Origin of the sequence: Microcoleus sp. Pol8_D6 (genome assembly GCF_036700965.1) — a bacterium.
In the GTDB taxonomy this organism is placed as follows: Bacteria; Cyanobacteriota; Cyanobacteriia; order Cyanobacteriales; family Microcoleaceae; genus Microcoleus.
In genome coordinates, this window is record NZ_JAUBPW010000048.1 from 21,755 (window position 1) to 39,991 (window position 18,237).

Consider the following 18,237-nt stretch of genomic DNA (forward strand, 5'->3'; position numbering starts at 1 on the left):
ATCTCAGTTTCTACTCTTTTACTTACACAATTTCGCCGTCAATTTCACCGAATTCGATTTGAGTTCCCAACGCCAAAGTCAAGGTACTTTCAGGTTCTACCATTTTTATATCACCTTGAATGTCGGTAGCCCACCAAGCGCGATCGCACAAATTAGTCAATCCTAACGAAAGCTCGTTTCTCGATCGAGAAGTGACTATAGCTACAAGACCGTTAGATGCTGCGGCTGTTAAACTCGGTATGTCAGAGGTGAATAATTGAGTTCCCGCACTCAGAGGAATAACTCTACTGCCTAATTTCAGAGAAAATTGGCTGCTAGTAAAAGAATTTACTGGGGGCTGATCTGATATAAAGATAGGCGGAATATTTGCCGTTGTTGGGGCTGGCAAGTCAGAGTTTCCTACTGTAATTGTACAGTTGCCGATTCTTTTTTGGTCGCCCGATCGCAAATAACTCACCGCCCCGCTATCAACATTCTCGCAAACAATTTGACCTGCTTCCAATTGAAACCGCATGGCCAAGGGCGAAACATTAGGAATGCAGATAATAGACAAGTTTTCATCGCTACCAAAAGTCACTGGTTCGGAACCCAGAGTGAGAGTGCGATTTGCTCCCGTATCGTAACTAATTACCAGCCAAGCTTTGTTGAACAAAGTTTCAGCTACAACTAGCATAATTCCAATCCAAAAACCGATGGCAGCACAGCCAGCTAAACGGCCGACAGTACCGGACAAATTGTAAGCAAACAGAATAAACAAACAGCCTCCCAAAACACCTCCAACACCGCCACCTCCCGTGCCGCGAAGCGCTCCCAAATTAGGAATCCGCTGTGCAAGTCCCAGTCCTAATAAACTGCCAGCTATTCCCCAGCAAATTACTCGTAATAATTCGTTGTTTCCATCGCCAATTCCGCTGTAAATACCTTCGGCGATCGCCCCAGAAATGGCTCCTGCTATTAAACCAAACAATCCGCCATTTTTTAAAGCCTGTTTAATTTGAGGTTTGCCTTTGATATAGTAATAATAGCCGAACATAATAGCAGTAGCAATGCCACCGCCTACCAACCCAAACCAGCGAGCGGTAGAAAATACACTGTCAAAAACAGATTCCGAACCAGTGAGCCCCTGCATGAAAGGTTCGGTGATGAGATTGCCGACGAAACCGCCGACAGCACCGCTAATCCCAAACTGTAAAGCTTTTTTAATGGCTGATAGATTTCTTTTCACGGCGCACCAGATTTAAAGTGAGAGTCAAATCTAGCTACAAGCTCGAAACTTAGGATTTCCGATGATCTTATTATCTGGCATCGCGATCGAGCACAGGCAAGATGCCTGTTCCACAAACACAAACAGTTGAGTTTTCTTATGAGTAGTAGGGGTTGGGCAGGAACCATTGGTGTCAACTTAAGCTTTTAGTCCGCCAGTCCTCCCGCTCACCCAGCAGTCCGCCAGGGAATGAATTCCCTGTCTAATAGCACAAGTCCTCTAAAAGAGGACTGAATCATTCCTTAGTCCTCTTTTAGAGGACTTTCGCTTTGAGGCTCTTGTTTCAACCCCTGACGGACTATCGGTTTTACCTTAAGTGCACACCAATGGGTAAGAGATCCCGCCCGTCCAAGACTTATTCAGAATGGTGCAAGATGTGATTGTGAGACGATCGCACCTCTCCCCGCCTGTCTCCCGCCTGTCTCCCCCCATCTCCCGCTTGTCTCCCTCTGAGGGAAAAGTCTTTGAACCTCGCGCGATCGCCCGTCACAATTCCCGCTCAATGCTCGATCGCCTGTAACCATTGCTGCCAGATAATTTTAGCAATTTTTTAACTGTGAAATTTTAACGCAGAACACCCAAGCGATGGCCCAAATATGAAAAGTAATGTTACAAACTATTACAGTAACACTCAGAATGTGAACATAATGCCTCAAAATACTTGCGAGAGGTAGTTGTGTCAGAGAAGCAATATCCTTACTAACTGCCCGACAGTCTCTCGATCGCCACTAAGTGGCCTGCTGCAATCTTGATCATAAATTAAAGATCGCATCAGTCATTTATGGTATTGTAAGCGACAGGCTTAGTGCGAGCACTCACAACCGCACCGGCGTGAAGAACCAGCGCCGTTAAGCACCGAAGGCCGTCACCCGCCAACAACTTCAACAGTTGCTGAGTGTGGAAAGTCCAGCCTTCCCCGTCAAAGCTCCTGCTTGAGCAGGAAAGATACGGGACACAAGCGCCCGCTTTCGCTAGCTCAGCGCAGAGCAGTTCATATAGCAAAATATCCAGCGGGTACACACAAGATGAGTATCGTCACCAAATCAATCGTCAACGCAGACGCCGAAGCTCGCTACTTGAGCCCAGGTGAATTAGATCGGATCAAAAGCTTCGTCACCTCTGGTGAACGCCGCGTCCGCATCGCCCAAATTTTGAGCGAATCCCGCGAACGCATCGTCAAGCAAGCAGGCGACCAACTTTTCCAAAAGCGCCCTGATATCGTTTCTCCCGGCGGCAACGCTTACGGCGAAGAAATGACCGCAACTTGCTTGCGCGACATGGACTACTACCTGCGTTTGATTACCTACGGAATCGTAGCTGGCGACATTACTCCGATCGAAGAAATCGGTATTGTCGGCGTCCGCGAAATGTACAAATCTCTCGGCACCCCGATTGAAGCCGTCGCCGAAGGCGTTCGCGCTATGAAAAATGCAGCAAGCTCGCTGCTGTCTGGAGAAGATGCTTCCGAAGCTTCCTCTTACTTCGACTACGTTATCGGTGCGATGCAGTAAGGAATTTCGATTTTAGGTTTTCGATTTTAGATTGAAAAATTGGGGGTTGCCGGCAACAAGTTAAAAGCTTTTGCAAATAACCAGCCACTTAAAAATCTTAAATCCCAAATCCCAAATTCCAAATTCTAGCTCCAAAATTGGACTGACTCAGCCACTTTCTAGGAAACAAGACAACCATGCAAGACGCAATTACCGCCGTTATCAATTCCTCTGACGTTCAAGGTAAGTACCTGGACATCAGCGCTCTAGACAAGCTCAAGAACTACTTTGCTTCTGGTGAACTGCGCGTCCGCGCCGCTACAGCCATCAGCGCTAATGCAGCCACAATCGTCAAAGAAGCAGTTGCTAAGTCTCTGTTGTACTCTGATGTAACTCGTCCCGGCGGCAATATGTACACCACTCGTCGTTATGCAGCTTGCATCCGCGACTTGGACTACTACCTCCGCTATGCCACCTACGCTATGCTAGCTGGCGACCCTTCCATCCTCGATGAGCGCGTGCTCAACGGTTTGAAAGAAACCTACAACTCCTTGGGCGTGCCCATCGGTTCTACCGTACAAGCAATCCAAGCAATGAAAGAAGTCACCGCCGGTTTGGTCGGTTCTGACGCTGGTAAAGAAATGGGCGTCTATTTCGACTACATCTGCTCTGGCTTGAGCTAACACTCAGGAAGAAGGAAGAAGGAAGAAGGAAGAAGAAGGAAGAAAGAAAAATATTTATTTCTTGCCTCTTTTAACTTTTAACTTTGGACTTGTTACCTTTGGCTTTGAAAAGAGGTCAGGGAAGTTGAGAGTGATTGCTAGACCGTCAAAGGCTTGTCGAGAAAGCCCGACGAGTTTTAACGAGCTAGTTTTGACTCCTAACTCCCTGCCTTCAATCTTTAAAAAATCCATCTAATAATCTGTAAACCTACTCAGGAGTTAGTTTCCCATGAGAATGTTTAAGGTGACTGCTTGCGTCCCCAGTCAAACTCGCATCCGCACTCAGCGCGAATTGCAAAATACCTATTTTACTAAGCTCGTTCCTTACGACAACTGGTTCCGGGAACAGCAAAGAATTATGAAAATGGGCGGCAGAATTATTAAAGTGCAACTGGCTACCGGTAAGCCCGGAGCTAATACAGGTTTACTTTAAGAGCCGAAGCTGGATTAGTAGAGGGGTAAGAGGTCGATCGCGACCTCTTTTTTGTTGTTATAGTAGAAGGAAGAATGTCCAGCGTTGTTAATCTAATCATTGACAAATATTTCAATAAGCCGAAAGTATAACTGCGATTATCGCTAACAAAACAGCAAGCATTTGTGGTAATGTAATAGCCTCTTTCAAGAATAAAGACGATAATAATATAGTAATCAGCGGGTAGATAGACGTAACACTCACTACATTGGCAACTTCACCTTTACCAAGGGCTATAAAAAATACTAATGATGCCACCGTACCACAAACGCCAACTAACATGGCAAACAAAATTCCCCTAACATCTCCCTCAAAACTAAAATTATTAGTGTGGAAAATAATAAATAAAGTAGTTAAAATAGCGCCAATTGCTTCATAAACAAAAGCAGTTTTGTAGTCAATATATTTAGTCGCTAAATTACCAAAAAATCCCCACAAACCATATAATAGCGAACAGATTAATGCGTAAATTAACCAATCTGGTACTTTAGCCATCTTTGTTAGAGTTTATTGAGATCATTCTAAAATCCTATGGCTAACGACATTCGACGCTTGATTCCATTTTTTGACCCCAGCGCGTCTCAATGGGCAGCTGAGGCCCGGTGGCTCAGGTGGCTGACTTTTCTGTGGCTGTTTGTCGGGCTGACAGCATTGTTTTCGGCTTCCTATCCCATTGCAAATTATGAATTTGGAGACGGGCTTTATTATTTTAAACGACAGCTAGTCGCAGTGGCGATCGGGCTGGCCGGCTTTAACTTGATGGTGTACTCCCCACTGCGGTACATCATGAAAACATCTCAGTTAGGCGTTTTATTGCTGCTGGGATTGCTCTGGTTGACCTTAGTTCCGGGGGTGGGAACCACAATCAACGGGGCGACTCGCTGGATATCTCTGGGCCCGGTTCCGATTATTCAACCTTCTGAGTTGATTAAGCCGTTTTTTGTTCTCCAAAGCGCCCGCATTTTCGGCAACTGGCCTCGGTTGACGAATAAAGTTCGCTTAACTTGGCTGTTAATTTTCGGTGCAATGCTGTTGGGAATTTTGTTGCAGCCGAATTTAAGTACCACGGCTTTGTGCGGGATGACTTTGTGGTTGGTGGCTTTGGCGGCGGGCTTACCTTACTTGCAGTTGGGCGCCACGGCTATGGGGGGAATGCTTTTAGCGGTTTTAAGTATTAGTTTGAGGGAATATCAGCGCCGCCGGATTATGTCTTTCCTCAATCCTTGGGCTGATCCGATGCAAGACGGCTATCAGTTGATTCAAAGTCTCCTGGCTGTGGGTTCTGGGGGCATTTGGGGTGTGGGTTTGGGGATGTCGCAGCAAAAATTATTTTATCTGCCGATTCAGTACAGCGATTTTATTTTTGCTGTGTTTGCTGAGGAGTTTGGTTTGGTGGGAGGTTTCTCGCTGTTGCTGATGTTGGCGGCTTACTCTACTGTGGCGTTGAGGGTAGCGATGAAGGCCCGGAATATTGAGAGTCAGTTGGTGGCGATTGGGGTGATGGTGGTGATGGTGGGACAGTCGCTGCTGAATATTGGGGTGGCGACGGGGGTTTTGCCGACTACGGGTTTGCCGCTGCCGTTTTTTAGTTACGGGGGTTCTTCGATGTTGGCGAGTTTGTTGTTGTCGGGGTTGCTGATTCGGGTGGCTAGGGAGAGTTCTGAGGCTGATGTGGTTTCTTTGGATGGACGCAGAGGGAAGCCGGAAAAGCCGAAGTTACGATCCAACAACGGCACTACACAAACTGAATAATTTGTCAAGTTATTTCTTTGAAGCGCGGGTAGCTAGAAACCGGGTTGTTTAACCAAAATATTTGCTTAAAACCTTCAATAAGAGTCAAAAAACCCGGTTTCTTTAGCTTCTGCTGCGGTATCATTCTGGGCGATCGACTATTTCCGCCCGTCACCTTTATTGGGCGGTTCTTCTTGTTGTTCTTGAGGTTTAGCTGTGATCTCAGTTAATTCTTTTTTGTCTGGTTGCGGTGTTTCTGGAGTTGAGTTAGCCATTGAGTTTTGTCCTAAATAGATGCACCGCTTAATGATATCTTTTCTGGCTACAAATGTATTGCTGTAGATAGGGCGAGGAAAATCAAGACAGACAATTCTGATGCAATTCGATTTGGGCTTTAATATTAGACAGCATTATCTAGATGCAAATGGCTGTCGCTTGCTATACTGCTGGAGGGTTGTAGCCAAACAAATCGGAGGCGGACGCAAAAATACATTTGTTAAGAATTAAAGACCGAGATGGCGATCTCGAACGATTAACCTTTGCTGCAGCAATTTTCCCAGTTTCGCGTTACTGTTACCAGAAAGAATTGGTTTAAAGCCGGAACTGCGATCGGGAGAAATTAAAAGAAGACTATTCATTACTCCAATCCTCTTACTTCCAGGTAGATGTCGCTATCTTGCGGTCAACAGTCAACAGTCAACAGTCAACAGTCAACAGTCAACAGAACCGCGTCGTGCAAATCGCATTAGCAATATCTTGATGTGTCAAGCGGATGCTCCAACCAGAGCCCTGTCAAAAGTTATGAAACTGCAAAAAATTGGATTGTCGGCACTGATCTCAATCTTAGCGGCGCTGACTGTAGGTGAGTTTCGGTTTATCCCTAATTCTCAATTTAAAATCATCAATTCTCAGGCCTTGGCTCAAACCCAAGCTCAGCGGAAAGCCGAAGCAGACCGACTGTTACAGCAAGGGATTCAGCAGTATCAGATTAGTCAATTTCAAGCTGCATTGCAGTCTTGGCAACAGGCACTAATAATTTATCGAGAAATTAAAGACCGCCAAAGCGAGGGGAAAGCTCTGGGAAATCTGGGAATTGCTTACCGTAACCTCGGCGACTACGCCAAAGCCATCGAGTACCTTCAGCAGGACTTGGCGATCGCGCGAGAAATAAAAGACCGCCAAAGCGAGGGGATATCTCTGGGAAATCTGGGAAATACTTAACTTTTCCCTCGGCGACTACGCCAAAGCCATCGAGTACCTTCAGCAGGACTTGGCGATCGCGCGAGAAATTAAAGACCGCCAAAGTGAAGGGGTGGCGCTGGGAAATCTGGGAAATACTTACTTTTCCCTCGGCGACTACGCCAAAGCCATCGAGTACGCTCAGCAGTGGTTGGCGATCGCCCGAGAAATAAAAGACCGCCCAAGCGAGGGGAGAGCTCTGGGACATCTGGGAAATGCTTACAATTCCCTCGGCGACTACGCCAAAGCCATCGAGTACGCTCAGCAGTGGTTGGCGATCGCGCGAGAAATAAAAGACCGCCAAAGCGAGGGGCAGGCTCTGGGAAATCTGGGAATTGCTTACGATTTCCTCGGCGACTACGCCAAAGCCATCGAGTACGCTCAGCAGGTGTTGGCGATCGCGCGCGAAATTAAAGACCGCCCAATTGAGGGGAAAGCTCTGGGAAGTCTGGGAATGGCTTACAATTCCCTCGGCGACTACGCCAAAGCGATCGAGTACCTTCAGCAGGACTTGGCGATCGCGCGAGAAATTAAAAACCCCGAAAGCGAGGGGAAAGCTCTGGGAAATCTGGGAAATGCTTACAATTCCCTCGGCGACTACGCCAAAGCGATCGACTACTTTCAGCAGGTGTTGGCGATCGCACGGTCAATTAAAGACCGCCAAAGCGAGGGGACAGCTCTGGGAAATCTGGGACTTACTCTCGCCAGATCGGGCAATCTCCCAGCAGCAGAGAAAACCCTACTTGATAGTATTAAAGTTTCAGAATCTCTCCGTGCTGGATTAGACGATGCCAATAAAGTGTCAATCTTTGAAACCCAAACTAACCCCTACGTCATTTTACAAAAAGTCTTCATTGATCAGAAAAAAACTAATGAGGCTTTAGAAATTGCCGAACGGGGTAGAGCTAGAGCTTTTGTGGAGTTACTGGCATCTCGCCAAGCCGCATCTGCCTCTGTCCCAACTACTATCAACCCCCCCAATATCCAGCAAATTCAAAAAATTGCTAGAGAGCAAAACGCTACCCTCGTCGAGTATTCAACTATTGGGAATCAAGCCATCTATATTTGGGTCATCAAGCCAACTGGTGAAATTACCTTTCGCTCCGTTGACCTCAAATCTCTTAACATCAATCTACCTGAAGCCACCGAACAGACAAGAGTATCTGCGGCTACCGGGAGGAGAGGATTAAACGAGCAAGATACCGCCTTAGCTGAGATGATTCGCGGCACTCGCGAGGCTCTGGGTGTATCGGCGGGGGACACTGCCAATACACAAACAGCTAATCCCCCTGCTTCTACCACTGCTAATTCTCGGATAATCTACCCCAAATTACAGCAAAGTTATCAACTACTGATTCAACCCATTGCCGATCTTTTACCTACTGACCAGAATGCTCCTGTCATCTTCATTCCCCATAAATCCCTGTTTTTAGTTCCCTTTGTCGCCTTACAAGATCAAACAGGTCAATATTTGATTGAAAAACATACCATCCTCACCGCTCCCGCCATTCAAATTTTGCAGTTAACCCACCAATCACGGCAAAAAGTCCGACAACTTTCTCTTCAGAATAACATCGTTGTGGGCAATCCAACCATGCCCAAAATTGGCACACCGCCGCGCCAATTACCTGCCTTACCGGGCAGCGAACAGGAAGCAATTACAATTGCCCAACTTCTGAGTACTAAACCGATTACAGGCTCTCAAGCCACTAAAGCATCGATTGTTCAACAGATGCTACAAGCCCGAATTATTCATCTGGCAACTCACGGATTACTCAATGAAGTGAAGAGGCGAGATTTACCGGGAGCGATCGCCCTGGCTCCATCAGGAAATGATGACGGATTGCTGACTTCGAGTGAAATTTTGGATTTAAAATTAAATGCAGAATTAGTGGTATTAAGTGCTTGCAATACTGGCCGAGGAAAACTCACAGGTGATGGTGTGCTTGGATTATCTCGTGCTTTAATTAGTGCTGGTGTTTCCAGTATTATCGTTTCTCTGTGGTTAGTGCCCGATGAGCCGACAGCGGAATTAATGGCAGAATTCTATCGCCAGTTACAGAAAAACCCGAATAAAGCTCAAGCTTTGCGGCAAGCGATGCTGATGACAATGAAGATGCACCCAAATCCGCAAGATTGGGCGGCCTTTACGCTGATTGGCGAAGCAGAATAAGATTTTTTTCGGCGCTTGCTACACTGCTTGAGGGTTGCAGCCAAACAAATCCGATGTGGACGCAAAAACATCTTTGTTAAGAATTAAATGCCGATCGCCATCTCGACTGATTAACCCTTGCTGCTGCAATTTTCCCAGCATTCGAGTTACTGTTACCCGCGTCGTGCAAATCGCATTAGCAATATCTTGATGTGTCAAGCGGATATTCAAACGAGTTCCCTCAACCACAGGCTGACCGAATTCCTGTTGCAATAATAGCAGTAGCTGATACAAACGGTCATCTACTCGCCGCTGTCCGGCGATAGCTAAAATTGCTTCCATTTGCCGCAGTCGCCGTACCATTTGAGGCAACAACTCGTGAGCCAATTGAGGAGAAGCTTCGATTTCCACCATAGAATACCACATCAAATAAATATCTGATGTCGCCGTAGCTCGGTAAGTCTGCAAGTTTGTCAACCACAAACCGAAGCACATCGAAGGCCCAACCCAACCCAAAAGTCCTTCTTCCCCGGTTGGATAAAGCGTACTCAGTTGTGCTAGACCTTGACAGACTCGCCAAAGGCCGTGCGACATCATAGGAATGGTTTCGCCCTTGGCATAAAAATGCAAGTTTCGAGTCGCTCCTGTGTTATGCTGGATTTCCGCTAAAAGTGCTTTGGATGTTAATGGCATATCCCTTATTTCCAGCTAAAAAACATTGGTCTGAGACCTACGCATCTCACTCTAGCCGGCCAAGGTAAAGGTTTGGTAATCGTCTGGTTAGCGCCAAGATAAGCTTTAGTCATTAGTTGTTATAGCAATCATAAATGAGTCGTAAACTTTTTACCCCACCCCAGCCCTCCCCTTATAAAGGGGAGGGAGTAAGAAATTCACAAATGATGCGATGATTGCTATAATTGTTAGTTGTTAGTTGTTAGTCATTAGTGATTAGTTGTTATAAAATGACTGAACCTGGGTGGATTATGGAAAAAAATGCGCTCGTTATTGTGGGCATATTAAATAAATATTTAAGTGGAAAAATCAAGCAGAAGATTTGTTAATAAATAGTTGATCGATCGAGGTTTTATAGAAAACAGACGCGAGTTCTGAAGTTCGATCGCACTTCCAGGCCCGCTGAGTCAACTGCTGCTATCTGCTGCCACAACCTTCAAGAACTTATAAAATAGTTCAAGAAGGTATCAAAAGACAAAGTAAGGTTTTTCATGGCCGATCAATTAATTCGCGCTACAGCCGCAGAGGGCGGAATTCGCGCTGTAGGCGTCATTTCCACCCGCCTCACCGAAGAAGCAAGACAGCGGCACAAGCTCTCCTACGTGGCTACAGCCGCCCTCGGTCGCACAATGTCGGCAGGGCTGTTACTCGCCTCCAGCATGAAGCGGCCCGAATCGAGAGTCAACATTCGCATCAAAGGAGATGGGCCGCTGGGCGGGCTTCTGGTGGATGCGGGACTTGATGGAACAGTTCGAGGTTATGTGGACAATCCCGAAGTCGAATTGCCGCCCAATGCTAAAGGCAAACTCGACGTTGGCGGGGCAATAGGTGACGGTTATTTGTACGTGGTGCGGGACGTTGGATACGGATTCCCTTATTCAAGTACGGTAGAATTGGTTTCCGGCGAAATTGGCGACGATCTGACTCATTATTTGGCAACCTCGGAGCAAACGCCTTCGGCTCTGTTTCTGGGGGTGTTTGTGGGGGCGGGCGGGGTACAAGCGTCTGGGGGTGTGCTGTTGCAGGTTCTGCCGAAGGCGGCAACGGACGAAAAACTGGTGCAAACTTTAGAATCTAGAGTTGCTGAATTGTCGGGCTTTACGCCACTGCTGCGATCGGGCAAAACGCTGCACCAGATTCTCGAAGAGTTACTGGGAGATATGGGCCTGGAAATTTTCCCGGAAACTCAGATGGTGCGCTTTGACTGTGGCTGTTCGTTCGATCGAGTTTTGGGAGCTTTGAAAATGTTGGGCGAAGCGGAATTGCAAGACATGATTGAAAAAGATGGGGGGGCTGAGGCTACGTGCCATTTCTGCAACGAGGTTTACAAAGCTAATAGCGACCAACTTGCGGAACTGATCGGCGATTTGCGATCGAACTCCGGTTCTTGAGACGATAATGTGTAATTGGCTCTATTGAGTGCGAGTTAGGGATGATGGCCTTGACCAATTGCCAATTACGCATTATCAATTACCTAATCACAAAATTTTGATTTTGGCGGTTTGGCGATCGGCTCTTGCAGTCTGGGGCCGACGGGAGTATGTAAAAGTGATGAATACATTTTATAGAGCAGTTGATAGCAGCGCTCGCAGTTTTTAAATAACTAACGCTGGCTGGTTGCTGTTTGTGGTGAGGATATGAGTCAAGATCGCAAAATACCAGGCCGTTGGTCTGCATCAGAATCCTTGGAGTCAACAAAGGATACTTCGTCGCTGGTGCGCTTACCAGCAAGGAAAAACCGGGCTGAACGACTTAAAGAGCTCCGAGAGTTGGTTACTTCGGGAAAACTGCCGGGAGGGCATCTGGAACTACCGCCGAATTTGTCTGGGGAAAACTCGCAGCCGCCGGGGGAACACAATCCGTTTTGGCGGAACTGGTCGAATAAGTGGCAGTTTTGGCTGGCGCTGAGTTTGATGCTATCGGTGGGTATGGGGTTTGTGGCAATTGCGTCTTTACTCAACCTGACCTCGCAGTCCAATTGCTCAAAGATTTTTTGGCCAACGGCTTCTGCTAACGATCGCTTTTTTTGTGCTCAAGAAGCAGCAAGCAAGCGGACGGCAGATGATTTGCTCAGGGCGATCGAATTAGTGAATGCTTTGCCACAAAACCATCCGCTGCGGCCGAGAATTAACACTCAAATCGATCGGTGGTCGGAGGATATTCTCAAGCTGGGAAATGCTAGTTTCCAAGAAGGAAAGTTGGAAGAGGCGATTGCGCTCGCTCGTAAGGTTCCTAAAAACGTTCCCGCTTACCCGAAGGTGGAAAAGCAGATTGAAAAGTGGCAGTCGATATGGGGCGATGCAGAGAAAATTTACCGCACGGCTGAAGACCACTTGCGTCAGGAAGAGTGGCCGCTGGCTTTCAGCCAAGCTACTCTGCTTTTGGATTTGGGAAATACTTTCTGGGAATCGGCTAAGTACGAGGAATTGACTAAGCTAATTCAGACGACTCGGGCTGAGGGCAATAAGTTGCTAAAAGCCCGGAATACAGCCTCCGAGGGAGGTCTCGACAATCTGGTGACGGGGATTAAGCTGGCTCAGGGAATTGATCAAAACAGTTATTTGTATCAAGCTGCCAATAAGGCGATCGCGGAATTTAGCAAGAAAATTCTGGATATCGCCCAAAAACGCTTGCAAGCAGGGGATTGGCAGGAGGCGATGGCGATCGCTAACAAGATTCCAGAGTCGGCAAATTTAAGGGAACAAGTACAGGATTTTAATGAGTTGGCGAATGCTACTTCTCAGGCTTTGACTGGCTCTGTTGAGGGTTTCTCCAAGGCGATCGAGATTGCTCAAAAGTTGAAGTCCGGCCGCCCTTTATACAAACAAGCTCAAGATTTAATCGGCCGCTGGCAACAAGAAATGGCGGATGTGAAAGTTTTGGATTTGGCAAGCAGGCTGGCGGCGCCTGGTGGGGTAAATGATTTGAGGGCTGCGATCGCGCAATTGCAAACAGTCCCGGAATCAAATCCCCGCGCTTCGGAAGCTCGCAGTCAAATTAGCCGCTTGAGCCGTCAAATCGAGCTGCTGGAAGACAGTCCGTATTTGCAAAGAGCGAACGATTTGGCGAGTACGGGCGATCCGAATTCTCTGGAAGCCGCCGTTGCTCAAGCTTCTCGGATCGGTAGAGGTAGGGCGCTTTACGTGGAAGCTCAAGCCAAAATTCAAGCTTGGATCGAGAGGAGACAGCGGCTTGTTGACCAGCCGTTTTTGGATAGAGCTCAGCAGCTAGCGGCGAGCGGCAATTTGGCGGGGGCAATTGACATGGCCCGCCGGATTCGATCGGGACGGGTGCTTTATGAGGAAGCTCGATCAAACATTAGGACTTGGGAGGCTCAATTTCAGGGCGAGCAAGGTTTGCAGAACGCCCGTCAGACCGCCCGAGCGGGGACTGCGGAGGCTCTGCAAACGGCTATTGCGCTGGCAAGTCAGGTTCCCGAGTCGAGTTCGCTCCGGTGGCAGGCGAGTGAGGCGATTGATGAGTGGAGCCAGCGGATTTTGGCGCTGGGTGTGGAAGAGTCGTCGTCGGATCTGGCTGGGGCGATCGCGACTTTGAAGAAAATTCCTTCGGGTACTCGGGCTTTTGAGCAAGCTCGATCGCAAATCAAAGTTTGGGAGGAGTCGCTGAATCCTCCTGAGTCTGAATCTCCCCCTCCTGAACCGCCGGAAACCGAGCCTCCGAGCAGCCCTCCGAGTCGGTAAATTTGAGGGTGATAAGCGGGTACTTAATATCTTTACTTAGTCTGTATTAGGGAACCAAAAATGAAAACGCCCAAGCAAGTGATCCAAGACTGGGTTTCTGCTTATAACGCTCGTGACCCTCACGCCCTGATTGAGCTTTATCACGACCATGCAGAGAACCATCAAGTTGCCTTTGGCGATCCTCTAAACGGTCGTGAGGCACTGCTTGAGAGTTTTGTTACCTTCTTCCAAGCCTTTCCAGACAATTACACGCACATTGAGAATCTGTTTGAAGATGGCGAGTGGGCGATCTTAGGGTGGACTGGTGGCGGAACATTTCTAGGTGAGTTTGGTGGGAACCTACCAACAGGCAAAAGTTTTACGCTGCAAGGCTGTGGCTTCTTTCATGTTGTTGATGGCAAAATCCATTTTCAACGCGGTTACATAGATAAGCACACTTGGTTCATGCAGCTTGGGTTACCGATATCATAAGCTTCCAGTTGTGCAACTGTACAATTATTTGGCATCAAGTCTTTGCTGACTCAAACCTGCGTTGCAGCTAGAGACTACCGAAAAACAGTGCTTTTTCCCGATGCTTGCCATCCCATTAAAATGACTAATTTCAGAGCCTAAACATCCGCCGGATTCAGGTGCATCATTGCCCAAGTGGTGTAAGTGCCGATCGGACTCCAAAGTATGTAAGGCAGCAATAACAGGGCGGCCGGCTCGGAAACTTGCAACACAGTTAAAGCTAGTATTACGCTTAAAATAGCGCCCGTTCCGCCGATTATTGTGCCGACTTTTAGGCTCCTAAGTTTGCACATAACCGAGGTATAAGACATAGTTACTATTTCTAAAAGTAGGTACAAACCCATTCTCAGCCAAGTCTCCTGAGTTCCCGGTTCTTTTTCCCAAACAATCACTGCTGACCAAGCTGCACAAATAAAAATTACTGTCCAAATTAGGGGAATTGCTTTTTCAATTACTAGCCATCTCGGACGCTGTAAGCGGTTGAACCATTGGATGTCGCTGGGCGCGATTATGTTAGCAGCTAAAGCTACTACAAAGGCGACTCCTCCAATTACCATCCAGGATTTAATCATTTTGTTACCTTGGGCGAGGTTGACGGGTTCGATTCAGCAGATATTATCTCGGATTTTGGCGATCGCGCCATCTGTGCCTAGTTATATTAGATTGGGCCCAGTTGCGAAACCCAACATCAGTTGACAACTAATTTAGACTTCTGGGAAACCTCAATTTATTTTTTTCTATTCCGTTTCATAATATAAAAAATGTGACTCTTGCTTCCTCCCCTTGACAAGGGGAGGGATCGAGTCTGCTTTTTAGTAAAATTTACCAGTAAATTGAACAAAAAGTCTCTTAGTCTTTCAAAAAAATCGGCTACTAGCCGAGGCGGTGATGTTGTTCTAATTCTAAACTAGAGTCATCCTCTTTTTTCGGAACCAGAAGCGTATTTTCGCTGCTCGGTTGCAACACGGCTTTAATCACTTGGAGAAAACGGTTAGGCTTTTTGGTTTGACCGTTGAGAGTGCGCCGGTCTTGCACTTTTTTAGAAAGATGCCTCATCACAGATAAATCGAGTTCATCGATGAAATGGTCTGCTATACGTTCTCCCATTAAATCAATAGCTTCAGCATACTGATCTGTTAGCGTTTCTATGGCATCGTATGCTTCGTCAGCAACTTGACTTGCTACTGTTTTATTTTGGTCGCCCGGTGTCTGGGAATGGCTGCGGCGCCGATCTAAAAGACTTTGGTAATCCGCAATGCTCATTCCCAAATTGTAGAGATGGTGGTGAGCGTGATCCATCAAATCTACTTCACTGGGATAGAAGAAACCACGGGTGCTATTGATGCCGTGCAGTTTTGCCCAACGCCGCAGAGTTGTCTCATCTTGCAGTTGATATCGCTCCAACATTTGAGCTGTGTTCAGCTCTACTTCTGGCGTAACTTTGAAATCGCTCATCGGTAAATCCTCGCTGGTGAGTAAATAAATAAAATTGAAACTTAGAATCTGTGATTGGCGTACAGTCTGAAAATGATGATCAATCCTGTGACGGCATTGAGGTAAGTCTTGCGGGCATTTGCTAACCGTCGATCGTGCGATCGTGTGATCGAGTCAGAGGATTTCAGGGAAGCGTACTTTTGGGCTTTGTCTCGATCGCATCCGGGAGCAAGCACACAGGGTTAATAATATAGCTGATTTATGGTTTCAACAACCATTAAAAATAGTAAAGTTTGATTGTTGGGCTTGAATTCTTAGTAGTGTTGAGCTATAATATTCTCAATAACCGTGCAATTAGTAATTTTAGTAGTTGCAAACGAGATTCTTAGTATGCCTGTATACGATTATTTGTGTCCCGAAAACAACCAGCAGTTAGAAGTTTGGCACAGCATGAACCTGGAAGTTTCGACTTGGGGCCAACTGTGCGAGTTGGCTAAGTGCGAGCCCGGTGACACTCCCCCAGATGCTCCGGTACGCCGACTGCTGAGCGCTCCGAGGTTGATGAAGCCGACATCCGACACCGATTATAAAAATTCGGGTTTCAGCAAGTACGTGAAGCGGGATGAAGGGGTTTATGAAAATGTCACGGCTAAGGATGGTGAAAGCCGTATTGTCAATCGAGATGGTAAGCCGATTAAAGACTGAGAATCCATAATAATCAAGTTTTCAGTTGAGTGAATTACAGATATTATGTAGGGACACGGCAGCGCAGTGTCCTTTATTTGATCTATTAAAAACGCCTATATTATTCAGATTATATTACTCCGATGCCGACACCACAAAACGCTCAACCGGAAATAATATTATTGACCAAACCAATCTTTCATTTTTTGTTTGGCTTGTTCTTTAGTATCAGCATTAATGTATACTGAAACAGTAGCGATCGCCGCCAGTAACACTCCCAAATCATCTGTAAATCCCACACCGACTAATATATCGGGAATGGCATCAACAGGAGATATAAAATAGGTCAAAGCTCCAACTACAACTCCTTTTGCCCAAGCAGGCACGTTTGGGTTCTGAGCCGTATAGTAGAGAATCAAAGCTTTTTCAACTACTTCTCTTCCTGCGGTTAAAGCAAACTTTTTAAGTTTAGTCCAAAAACTTTCATCTGAATAGTTAATTTTGGGGTTGCTGAGGTTGGTTGTGTTTCCTTTTCGGTCGATTAAATCGAGAGGAATGCCATTATTTTTAAGCTGGGAAACAGCAGAATTGAAGGATGCTGATGCCTGATTTTTATTAGGCGCGCCCTCCCGTATTTGTTTCATGTCTGCGATGAATTCCTGCATGGCTTGGATTTGTAAGTCGGAAACCGCCAGCAGTTTTTTTGCAGATTGGATAGCCTCGCTTTCTGCGGGATGCAGCGTCTTATTTGCCCCAGCAATGTTAATTAAAAAATACATGACTCCCAAACGCAGCGCTTCTTCTGACTTGCTGAGTGTTTGCAAACAGTCGCCCAGTGATGGGGGACTGGCTGTGTAGGATTGGATTTGAGTTTTTGCGGAGTCAGAAAACTTGTCTAAATTTATGGTTTTAAACAACAAATCTAGTTCGTCAATATCAACGGAACCATCGGCGGCTGCGATCGCAAACAAAGAACCATAAAAAGCTAAAAGTTCGCTTTCTGAGGATGTGGCAAAAATATCTCTCTCGGACATGATGCTACTCCGATTGATAAGGACGCTTTGCATTTTACCATAAAACTCAGCGCGCCATGATTTCAGAAACCGGCAATAATTTTAGACAGCATGAAACAAAGGAGAATTTTTTATGAAAGTTGCGATCGTCGGCTGCGGCTATGTGGGTACTGCGACAGCCAAACATTTACGCGGCAAATCTGATTGTACCGTGACGGCGACAACTACCACGGCGACGCGAGTAGTTGAGTTGGAGGGGGTCGGGCAGCGGGTAGCCGTGCTCAAAGGAAGTGACAAAGATGCCATGACCGCTGTATTGCAAGAACAAGATGCTGTTATGCTGTGCGTAGGTGCTCCAAATTCTGATACTTATAAGGAGAGTTATTTAGATACAGCGACTACTTTGGTATCGGTTTTAAAGCAGATACCGACAGTAAAACAGGTTATTTATACTGGTACTTATTCTGTGTATGGCGATCGCCAAGGTGAAGTGGTAAATGAAGATTCACCCGTTGCGCCGGCTAATCCAAACAGTGAAATTCTCGCAGAAACCGAACGGGTGTTATTAGCAGCATCTAGTCCCAATCTTCACGTCTGCATTCTCCGTTTGGGAGGAATTTATGGGCCAGGGCGAGAATTAGTTAAAATTTTTGGAGGCTGGGCTGGTAGCACTCGTCCCGGTAGGGGGGAAGATGCTACTAATTGGGTGCATCGGGATGATATTGTTGGGGGGTTAACCTTTGCTTTGGAAAATCGATTGCAGGGAATTTACAATTTAGTCGGGGATGTGTCGCTATCCAGTGGTGAATTGCTCGATCGCATTTTTGAAGCTAATAATTTGCCTAAAGTTTCTTGGGATGGAATCCCTAGCGTGCGGCCTTATAATGCTAGGGTGTCGAATCAAAAGATTAAGGCGGCTGGTTATCAATTTGTTCATCCTGAGATTAGGGAGTTTTAGTTGGGCGATTGCTCTTTTTCTTTACCGCAGATGCAGGCGGATAGACGCGGATGAACGCGGATAAAGAAAGGGCGATGTTGACCGATTTAGATTTTTTATTCATCTGCGTTCATCCGTGTTCATCTGCCGACATCT

Annotated in this window: 20 protein-coding genes; 12 read left to right on the forward strand and 8 right to left on the reverse strand. The window is 46.7% G+C overall.

The genetic code is table 11. The annotated features are described in order from the left end of the window. Nucleotides 1-22 precede the first annotated feature (22 nt). Complete coding sequence (locus tag QUA10_RS19070) at nucleotides 23-1,225, reverse strand: hypothetical protein (protein ID WP_333084585.1); 1,203 nt, start codon at nucleotides 1,223-1,225, stop codon at nucleotides 23-25. A 403-nt stretch (nucleotides 1,226-1,628) separates the two neighbouring features. On the opposite strand from QUA10_RS19070, the gene QUA10_RS19075 reads away from it, so the two are divergent. The 4 genes from QUA10_RS19075 (at nucleotide 1,629) to QUA10_RS19090 (ending at nucleotide 3,909) form a co-directional block, all read left to right on the forward strand. Next, complete coding sequence (locus tag QUA10_RS19075; RefSeq protein ID WP_333084584.1) at nucleotides 1,629-1,784, forward strand: hypothetical protein; 156 nt, start codon at nucleotides 1,629-1,631, stop codon at nucleotides 1,782-1,784. A 505-nt stretch (nucleotides 1,785-2,289) separates the two neighbouring features. Next, entirely contained in the window at nucleotides 2,290-2,775 is a 486-nt protein-coding gene (gene apcA / locus QUA10_RS19080; RefSeq protein ID WP_333036136.1) for an allophycocyanin subunit alpha, read from the forward strand. Between the two features lie 176 nt (nucleotides 2,776-2,951). Continuing rightward, on the forward strand, nucleotides 2,952-3,437 hold the full coding sequence (gene apcB / locus QUA10_RS19085) for an allophycocyanin subunit beta (protein ID WP_006634930.1): 486 nt from the start codon (nucleotides 2,952-2,954) through the stop codon (nucleotides 3,435-3,437). A 268-nt stretch (nucleotides 3,438-3,705) separates the two neighbouring features. Beyond that, nucleotides 3,706-3,909 carry a phycobilisome linker polypeptide gene (locus tag QUA10_RS19090; protein ID WP_006634929.1) on the forward strand — a complete coding sequence of 68 codons (204 nt, stop codon included), beginning with the start codon at nucleotides 3,706-3,708 and terminating at the stop codon, nucleotides 3,907-3,909. A 111-nt stretch (nucleotides 3,910-4,020) separates the two neighbouring features. Here the strand turns inward: QUA10_RS19090 and QUA10_RS19095 are convergent, their stop codons facing one another. Next, entirely contained in the window at nucleotides 4,021-4,443 is a 423-nt protein-coding gene (locus QUA10_RS19095) for an EamA family transporter (RefSeq protein WP_333084583.1), read from the reverse strand. 36 nt (nucleotides 4,444-4,479) lie between these two features. Between QUA10_RS19095 and QUA10_RS19100 the strand changes: the two genes are divergently transcribed. Then, on the forward strand, nucleotides 4,480-5,700 hold the full coding sequence (locus QUA10_RS19100; RefSeq protein WP_333084582.1) for an FtsW/RodA/SpoVE family cell cycle protein: 1,221 nt from the start codon (nucleotides 4,480-4,482) through the stop codon (nucleotides 5,698-5,700). A gap of 482 nt (nucleotides 5,701-6,182) precedes the next feature. On the opposite strand, the gene QUA10_RS19105 is transcribed toward QUA10_RS19100, so the two are convergent. Then, nucleotides 6,183-6,317, reverse strand: coding sequence for a hypothetical protein (locus tag QUA10_RS19105; protein ID WP_333084581.1), 135 nt, complete (start codon nucleotides 6,315-6,317; stop codon nucleotides 6,183-6,185). 163 nt (nucleotides 6,318-6,480) lie between these two features. Here QUA10_RS19105 and QUA10_RS19110 point away from each other — a divergent pair, with 163 nt between their 5' ends. Together QUA10_RS19110 and QUA10_RS19115 are read left to right on the forward strand one after the other, a co-directional pair. Next, nucleotides 6,481-6,900: a tetratricopeptide repeat protein gene (locus tag QUA10_RS19110; RefSeq protein ID WP_333084579.1), complete on the forward strand. Its 420-nt coding sequence runs from the start codon at nucleotides 6,481-6,483 to the stop codon at nucleotides 6,898-6,900. Between the two features lie 49 nt (nucleotides 6,901-6,949). Further along, the gene (locus QUA10_RS19115; RefSeq protein WP_333084577.1) at nucleotides 6,950-9,091 is read left to right on the forward strand and encodes a CHAT domain-containing tetratricopeptide repeat protein; all 2,142 of its coding nucleotides are present in this window, start codon (nucleotides 6,950-6,952) and stop codon (nucleotides 9,089-9,091) included. A gap of 18 nt (nucleotides 9,092-9,109) precedes the next feature. Here the strand turns inward: QUA10_RS19115 and QUA10_RS19120 are convergent, their stop codons facing one another. Continuing rightward, nucleotides 9,110-9,763 carry a Crp/Fnr family transcriptional regulator gene (locus tag QUA10_RS19120; protein WP_333084576.1) on the reverse strand — a complete coding sequence of 218 codons (654 nt, stop codon included), beginning with the start codon at nucleotides 9,761-9,763 and terminating at the stop codon, nucleotides 9,110-9,112. A gap of 530 nt (nucleotides 9,764-10,293) precedes the next feature. On the opposite strand from QUA10_RS19120, the gene hslO reads away from it, so the two are divergent. The 3 genes from hslO (at nucleotide 10,294) to QUA10_RS19135 (ending at nucleotide 13,974) form a co-directional block, all read left to right on the forward strand. Next, the gene (gene hslO / locus QUA10_RS19125; RefSeq protein WP_333084575.1) at nucleotides 10,294-11,193 is read left to right on the forward strand and encodes an Hsp33 family molecular chaperone HslO; all 900 of its coding nucleotides are present in this window, start codon (nucleotides 10,294-10,296) and stop codon (nucleotides 11,191-11,193) included. Nucleotides 11,194-11,439: 246 nt separating this feature from the next. After that, on the forward strand, nucleotides 11,440-13,503 hold the full coding sequence (locus tag QUA10_RS19130) for a hypothetical protein (RefSeq protein WP_333084574.1): 2,064 nt from the start codon (nucleotides 11,440-11,442) through the stop codon (nucleotides 13,501-13,503). Nucleotides 13,504-13,563: 60 nt separating this feature from the next. Beyond that, the gene (locus QUA10_RS19135) at nucleotides 13,564-13,974 is read left to right on the forward strand and encodes an ester cyclase (RefSeq protein ID WP_333084573.1); all 411 of its coding nucleotides are present in this window, start codon (nucleotides 13,564-13,566) and stop codon (nucleotides 13,972-13,974) included. Between the two features lie 137 nt (nucleotides 13,975-14,111). On the opposite strand, the gene QUA10_RS19140 is transcribed toward QUA10_RS19135, so the two are convergent. From QUA10_RS19140 to QUA10_RS19150, 3 genes are all read right to left on the reverse strand, one after another. Further along, complete coding sequence (locus QUA10_RS19140) at nucleotides 14,112-14,585, reverse strand: TspO/MBR family protein (protein ID WP_333084572.1); 474 nt, start codon at nucleotides 14,583-14,585, stop codon at nucleotides 14,112-14,114. Between the two features lie 301 nt (nucleotides 14,586-14,886). Then, nucleotides 14,887-15,468 carry a hypothetical protein gene (locus tag QUA10_RS19145; RefSeq protein ID WP_333084571.1) on the reverse strand — a complete coding sequence of 194 codons (582 nt, stop codon included), beginning with the start codon at nucleotides 15,466-15,468 and terminating at the stop codon, nucleotides 14,887-14,889. Nucleotides 15,469-15,509: 41 nt separating this feature from the next. Continuing rightward, nucleotides 15,510-15,683 (reverse strand): hypothetical protein, encoded by a 174-nt coding sequence (locus QUA10_RS19150; protein ID WP_333086341.1) that lies wholly within the window; start codon nucleotides 15,681-15,683, stop codon nucleotides 15,510-15,512. A gap of 112 nt (nucleotides 15,684-15,795) precedes the next feature. On the opposite strand from QUA10_RS19150, the gene QUA10_RS19155 reads away from it, so the two are divergent. Then, nucleotides 15,796-16,152, forward strand: coding sequence for a zinc ribbon domain-containing protein (locus tag QUA10_RS19155; RefSeq protein WP_333086342.1), 357 nt, complete (start codon nucleotides 15,796-15,798; stop codon nucleotides 16,150-16,152). A gap of 158 nt (nucleotides 16,153-16,310) precedes the next feature. On the opposite strand, the gene QUA10_RS19160 is transcribed toward QUA10_RS19155, so the two are convergent. Then, nucleotides 16,311-17,165, reverse strand: coding sequence for a DUF1232 domain-containing protein (locus QUA10_RS19160; protein WP_333084569.1), 855 nt, complete (start codon nucleotides 17,163-17,165; stop codon nucleotides 16,311-16,313). Nucleotides 17,166-17,277: 112 nt separating this feature from the next. Here QUA10_RS19160 and QUA10_RS19165 point away from each other — a divergent pair, with 112 nt between their 5' ends. Then, the gene (locus QUA10_RS19165) at nucleotides 17,278-18,102 is read left to right on the forward strand and encodes an NAD-dependent epimerase/dehydratase family protein (RefSeq protein WP_333084568.1); all 825 of its coding nucleotides are present in this window, start codon (nucleotides 17,278-17,280) and stop codon (nucleotides 18,100-18,102) included. Nucleotides 18,103-18,237 lie beyond the last annotated feature (135 nt).

Excerpts from the sequence above, each read along its gene's own strand:
- QUA10_RS19075 (WP_333084584.1), top strand. The coding sequence starts at position 1,629 with ATGGTGCAAGATGTGATTGTGAGACGATCGCACCTCTCCCCGCCTGTC.
- apcA (WP_333036136.1), top strand. The coding sequence starts at position 2,290 with ATGAGTATCGTCACCAAATCAATCGTCAACGCAGACGCCGAAGCTCGC.
- apcB (WP_006634930.1), top strand. The coding sequence starts at position 2,952 with ATGCAAGACGCAATTACCGCCGTTATCAATTCCTCTGACGTTCAAGGT.
- QUA10_RS19090 (WP_006634929.1), top strand. The coding sequence starts at position 3,706 with ATGAGAATGTTTAAGGTGACTGCTTGCGTCCCCAGTCAAACTCGCATC.
- QUA10_RS19095 (WP_333084583.1), bottom strand. The coding sequence starts at position 4,443 with ATGGCTAAAGTACCAGATTGGTTAATTTACGCATTAATCTGTTCGCTA.
- QUA10_RS19100 (WP_333084582.1), top strand. The coding sequence starts at position 4,480 with ATGGCTAACGACATTCGACGCTTGATTCCATTTTTTGACCCCAGCGCG.
- QUA10_RS19105 (WP_333084581.1), bottom strand. The coding sequence starts at position 6,317 with ATGAATAGTCTTCTTTTAATTTCTCCCGATCGCAGTTCCGGCTTTAAA.
- QUA10_RS19110 (WP_333084579.1), top strand. The coding sequence starts at position 6,481 with ATGAAACTGCAAAAAATTGGATTGTCGGCACTGATCTCAATCTTAGCG.
- QUA10_RS19120 (WP_333084576.1), bottom strand. The coding sequence starts at position 9,763 with ATGCCATTAACATCCAAAGCACTTTTAGCGGAAATCCAGCATAACACA.
- hslO (WP_333084575.1), top strand. The coding sequence starts at position 10,294 with ATGGCCGATCAATTAATTCGCGCTACAGCCGCAGAGGGCGGAATTCGC.
- QUA10_RS19130 (WP_333084574.1), top strand. The coding sequence starts at position 11,440 with ATGAGTCAAGATCGCAAAATACCAGGCCGTTGGTCTGCATCAGAATCC.
- QUA10_RS19135 (WP_333084573.1), top strand. The coding sequence starts at position 13,564 with ATGAAAACGCCCAAGCAAGTGATCCAAGACTGGGTTTCTGCTTATAAC.
- QUA10_RS19140 (WP_333084572.1), bottom strand. The coding sequence starts at position 14,585 with ATGATTAAATCCTGGATGGTAATTGGAGGAGTCGCCTTTGTAGTAGCT.
- QUA10_RS19145 (WP_333084571.1), bottom strand. The coding sequence starts at position 15,468 with ATGAGCGATTTCAAAGTTACGCCAGAAGTAGAGCTGAACACAGCTCAA.
- QUA10_RS19160 (WP_333084569.1), bottom strand. The coding sequence starts at position 17,165 with ATGTCCGAGAGAGATATTTTTGCCACATCCTCAGAAAGCGAACTTTTA.
- QUA10_RS19165 (WP_333084568.1), top strand. The coding sequence starts at position 17,278 with ATGAAAGTTGCGATCGTCGGCTGCGGCTATGTGGGTACTGCGACAGCC.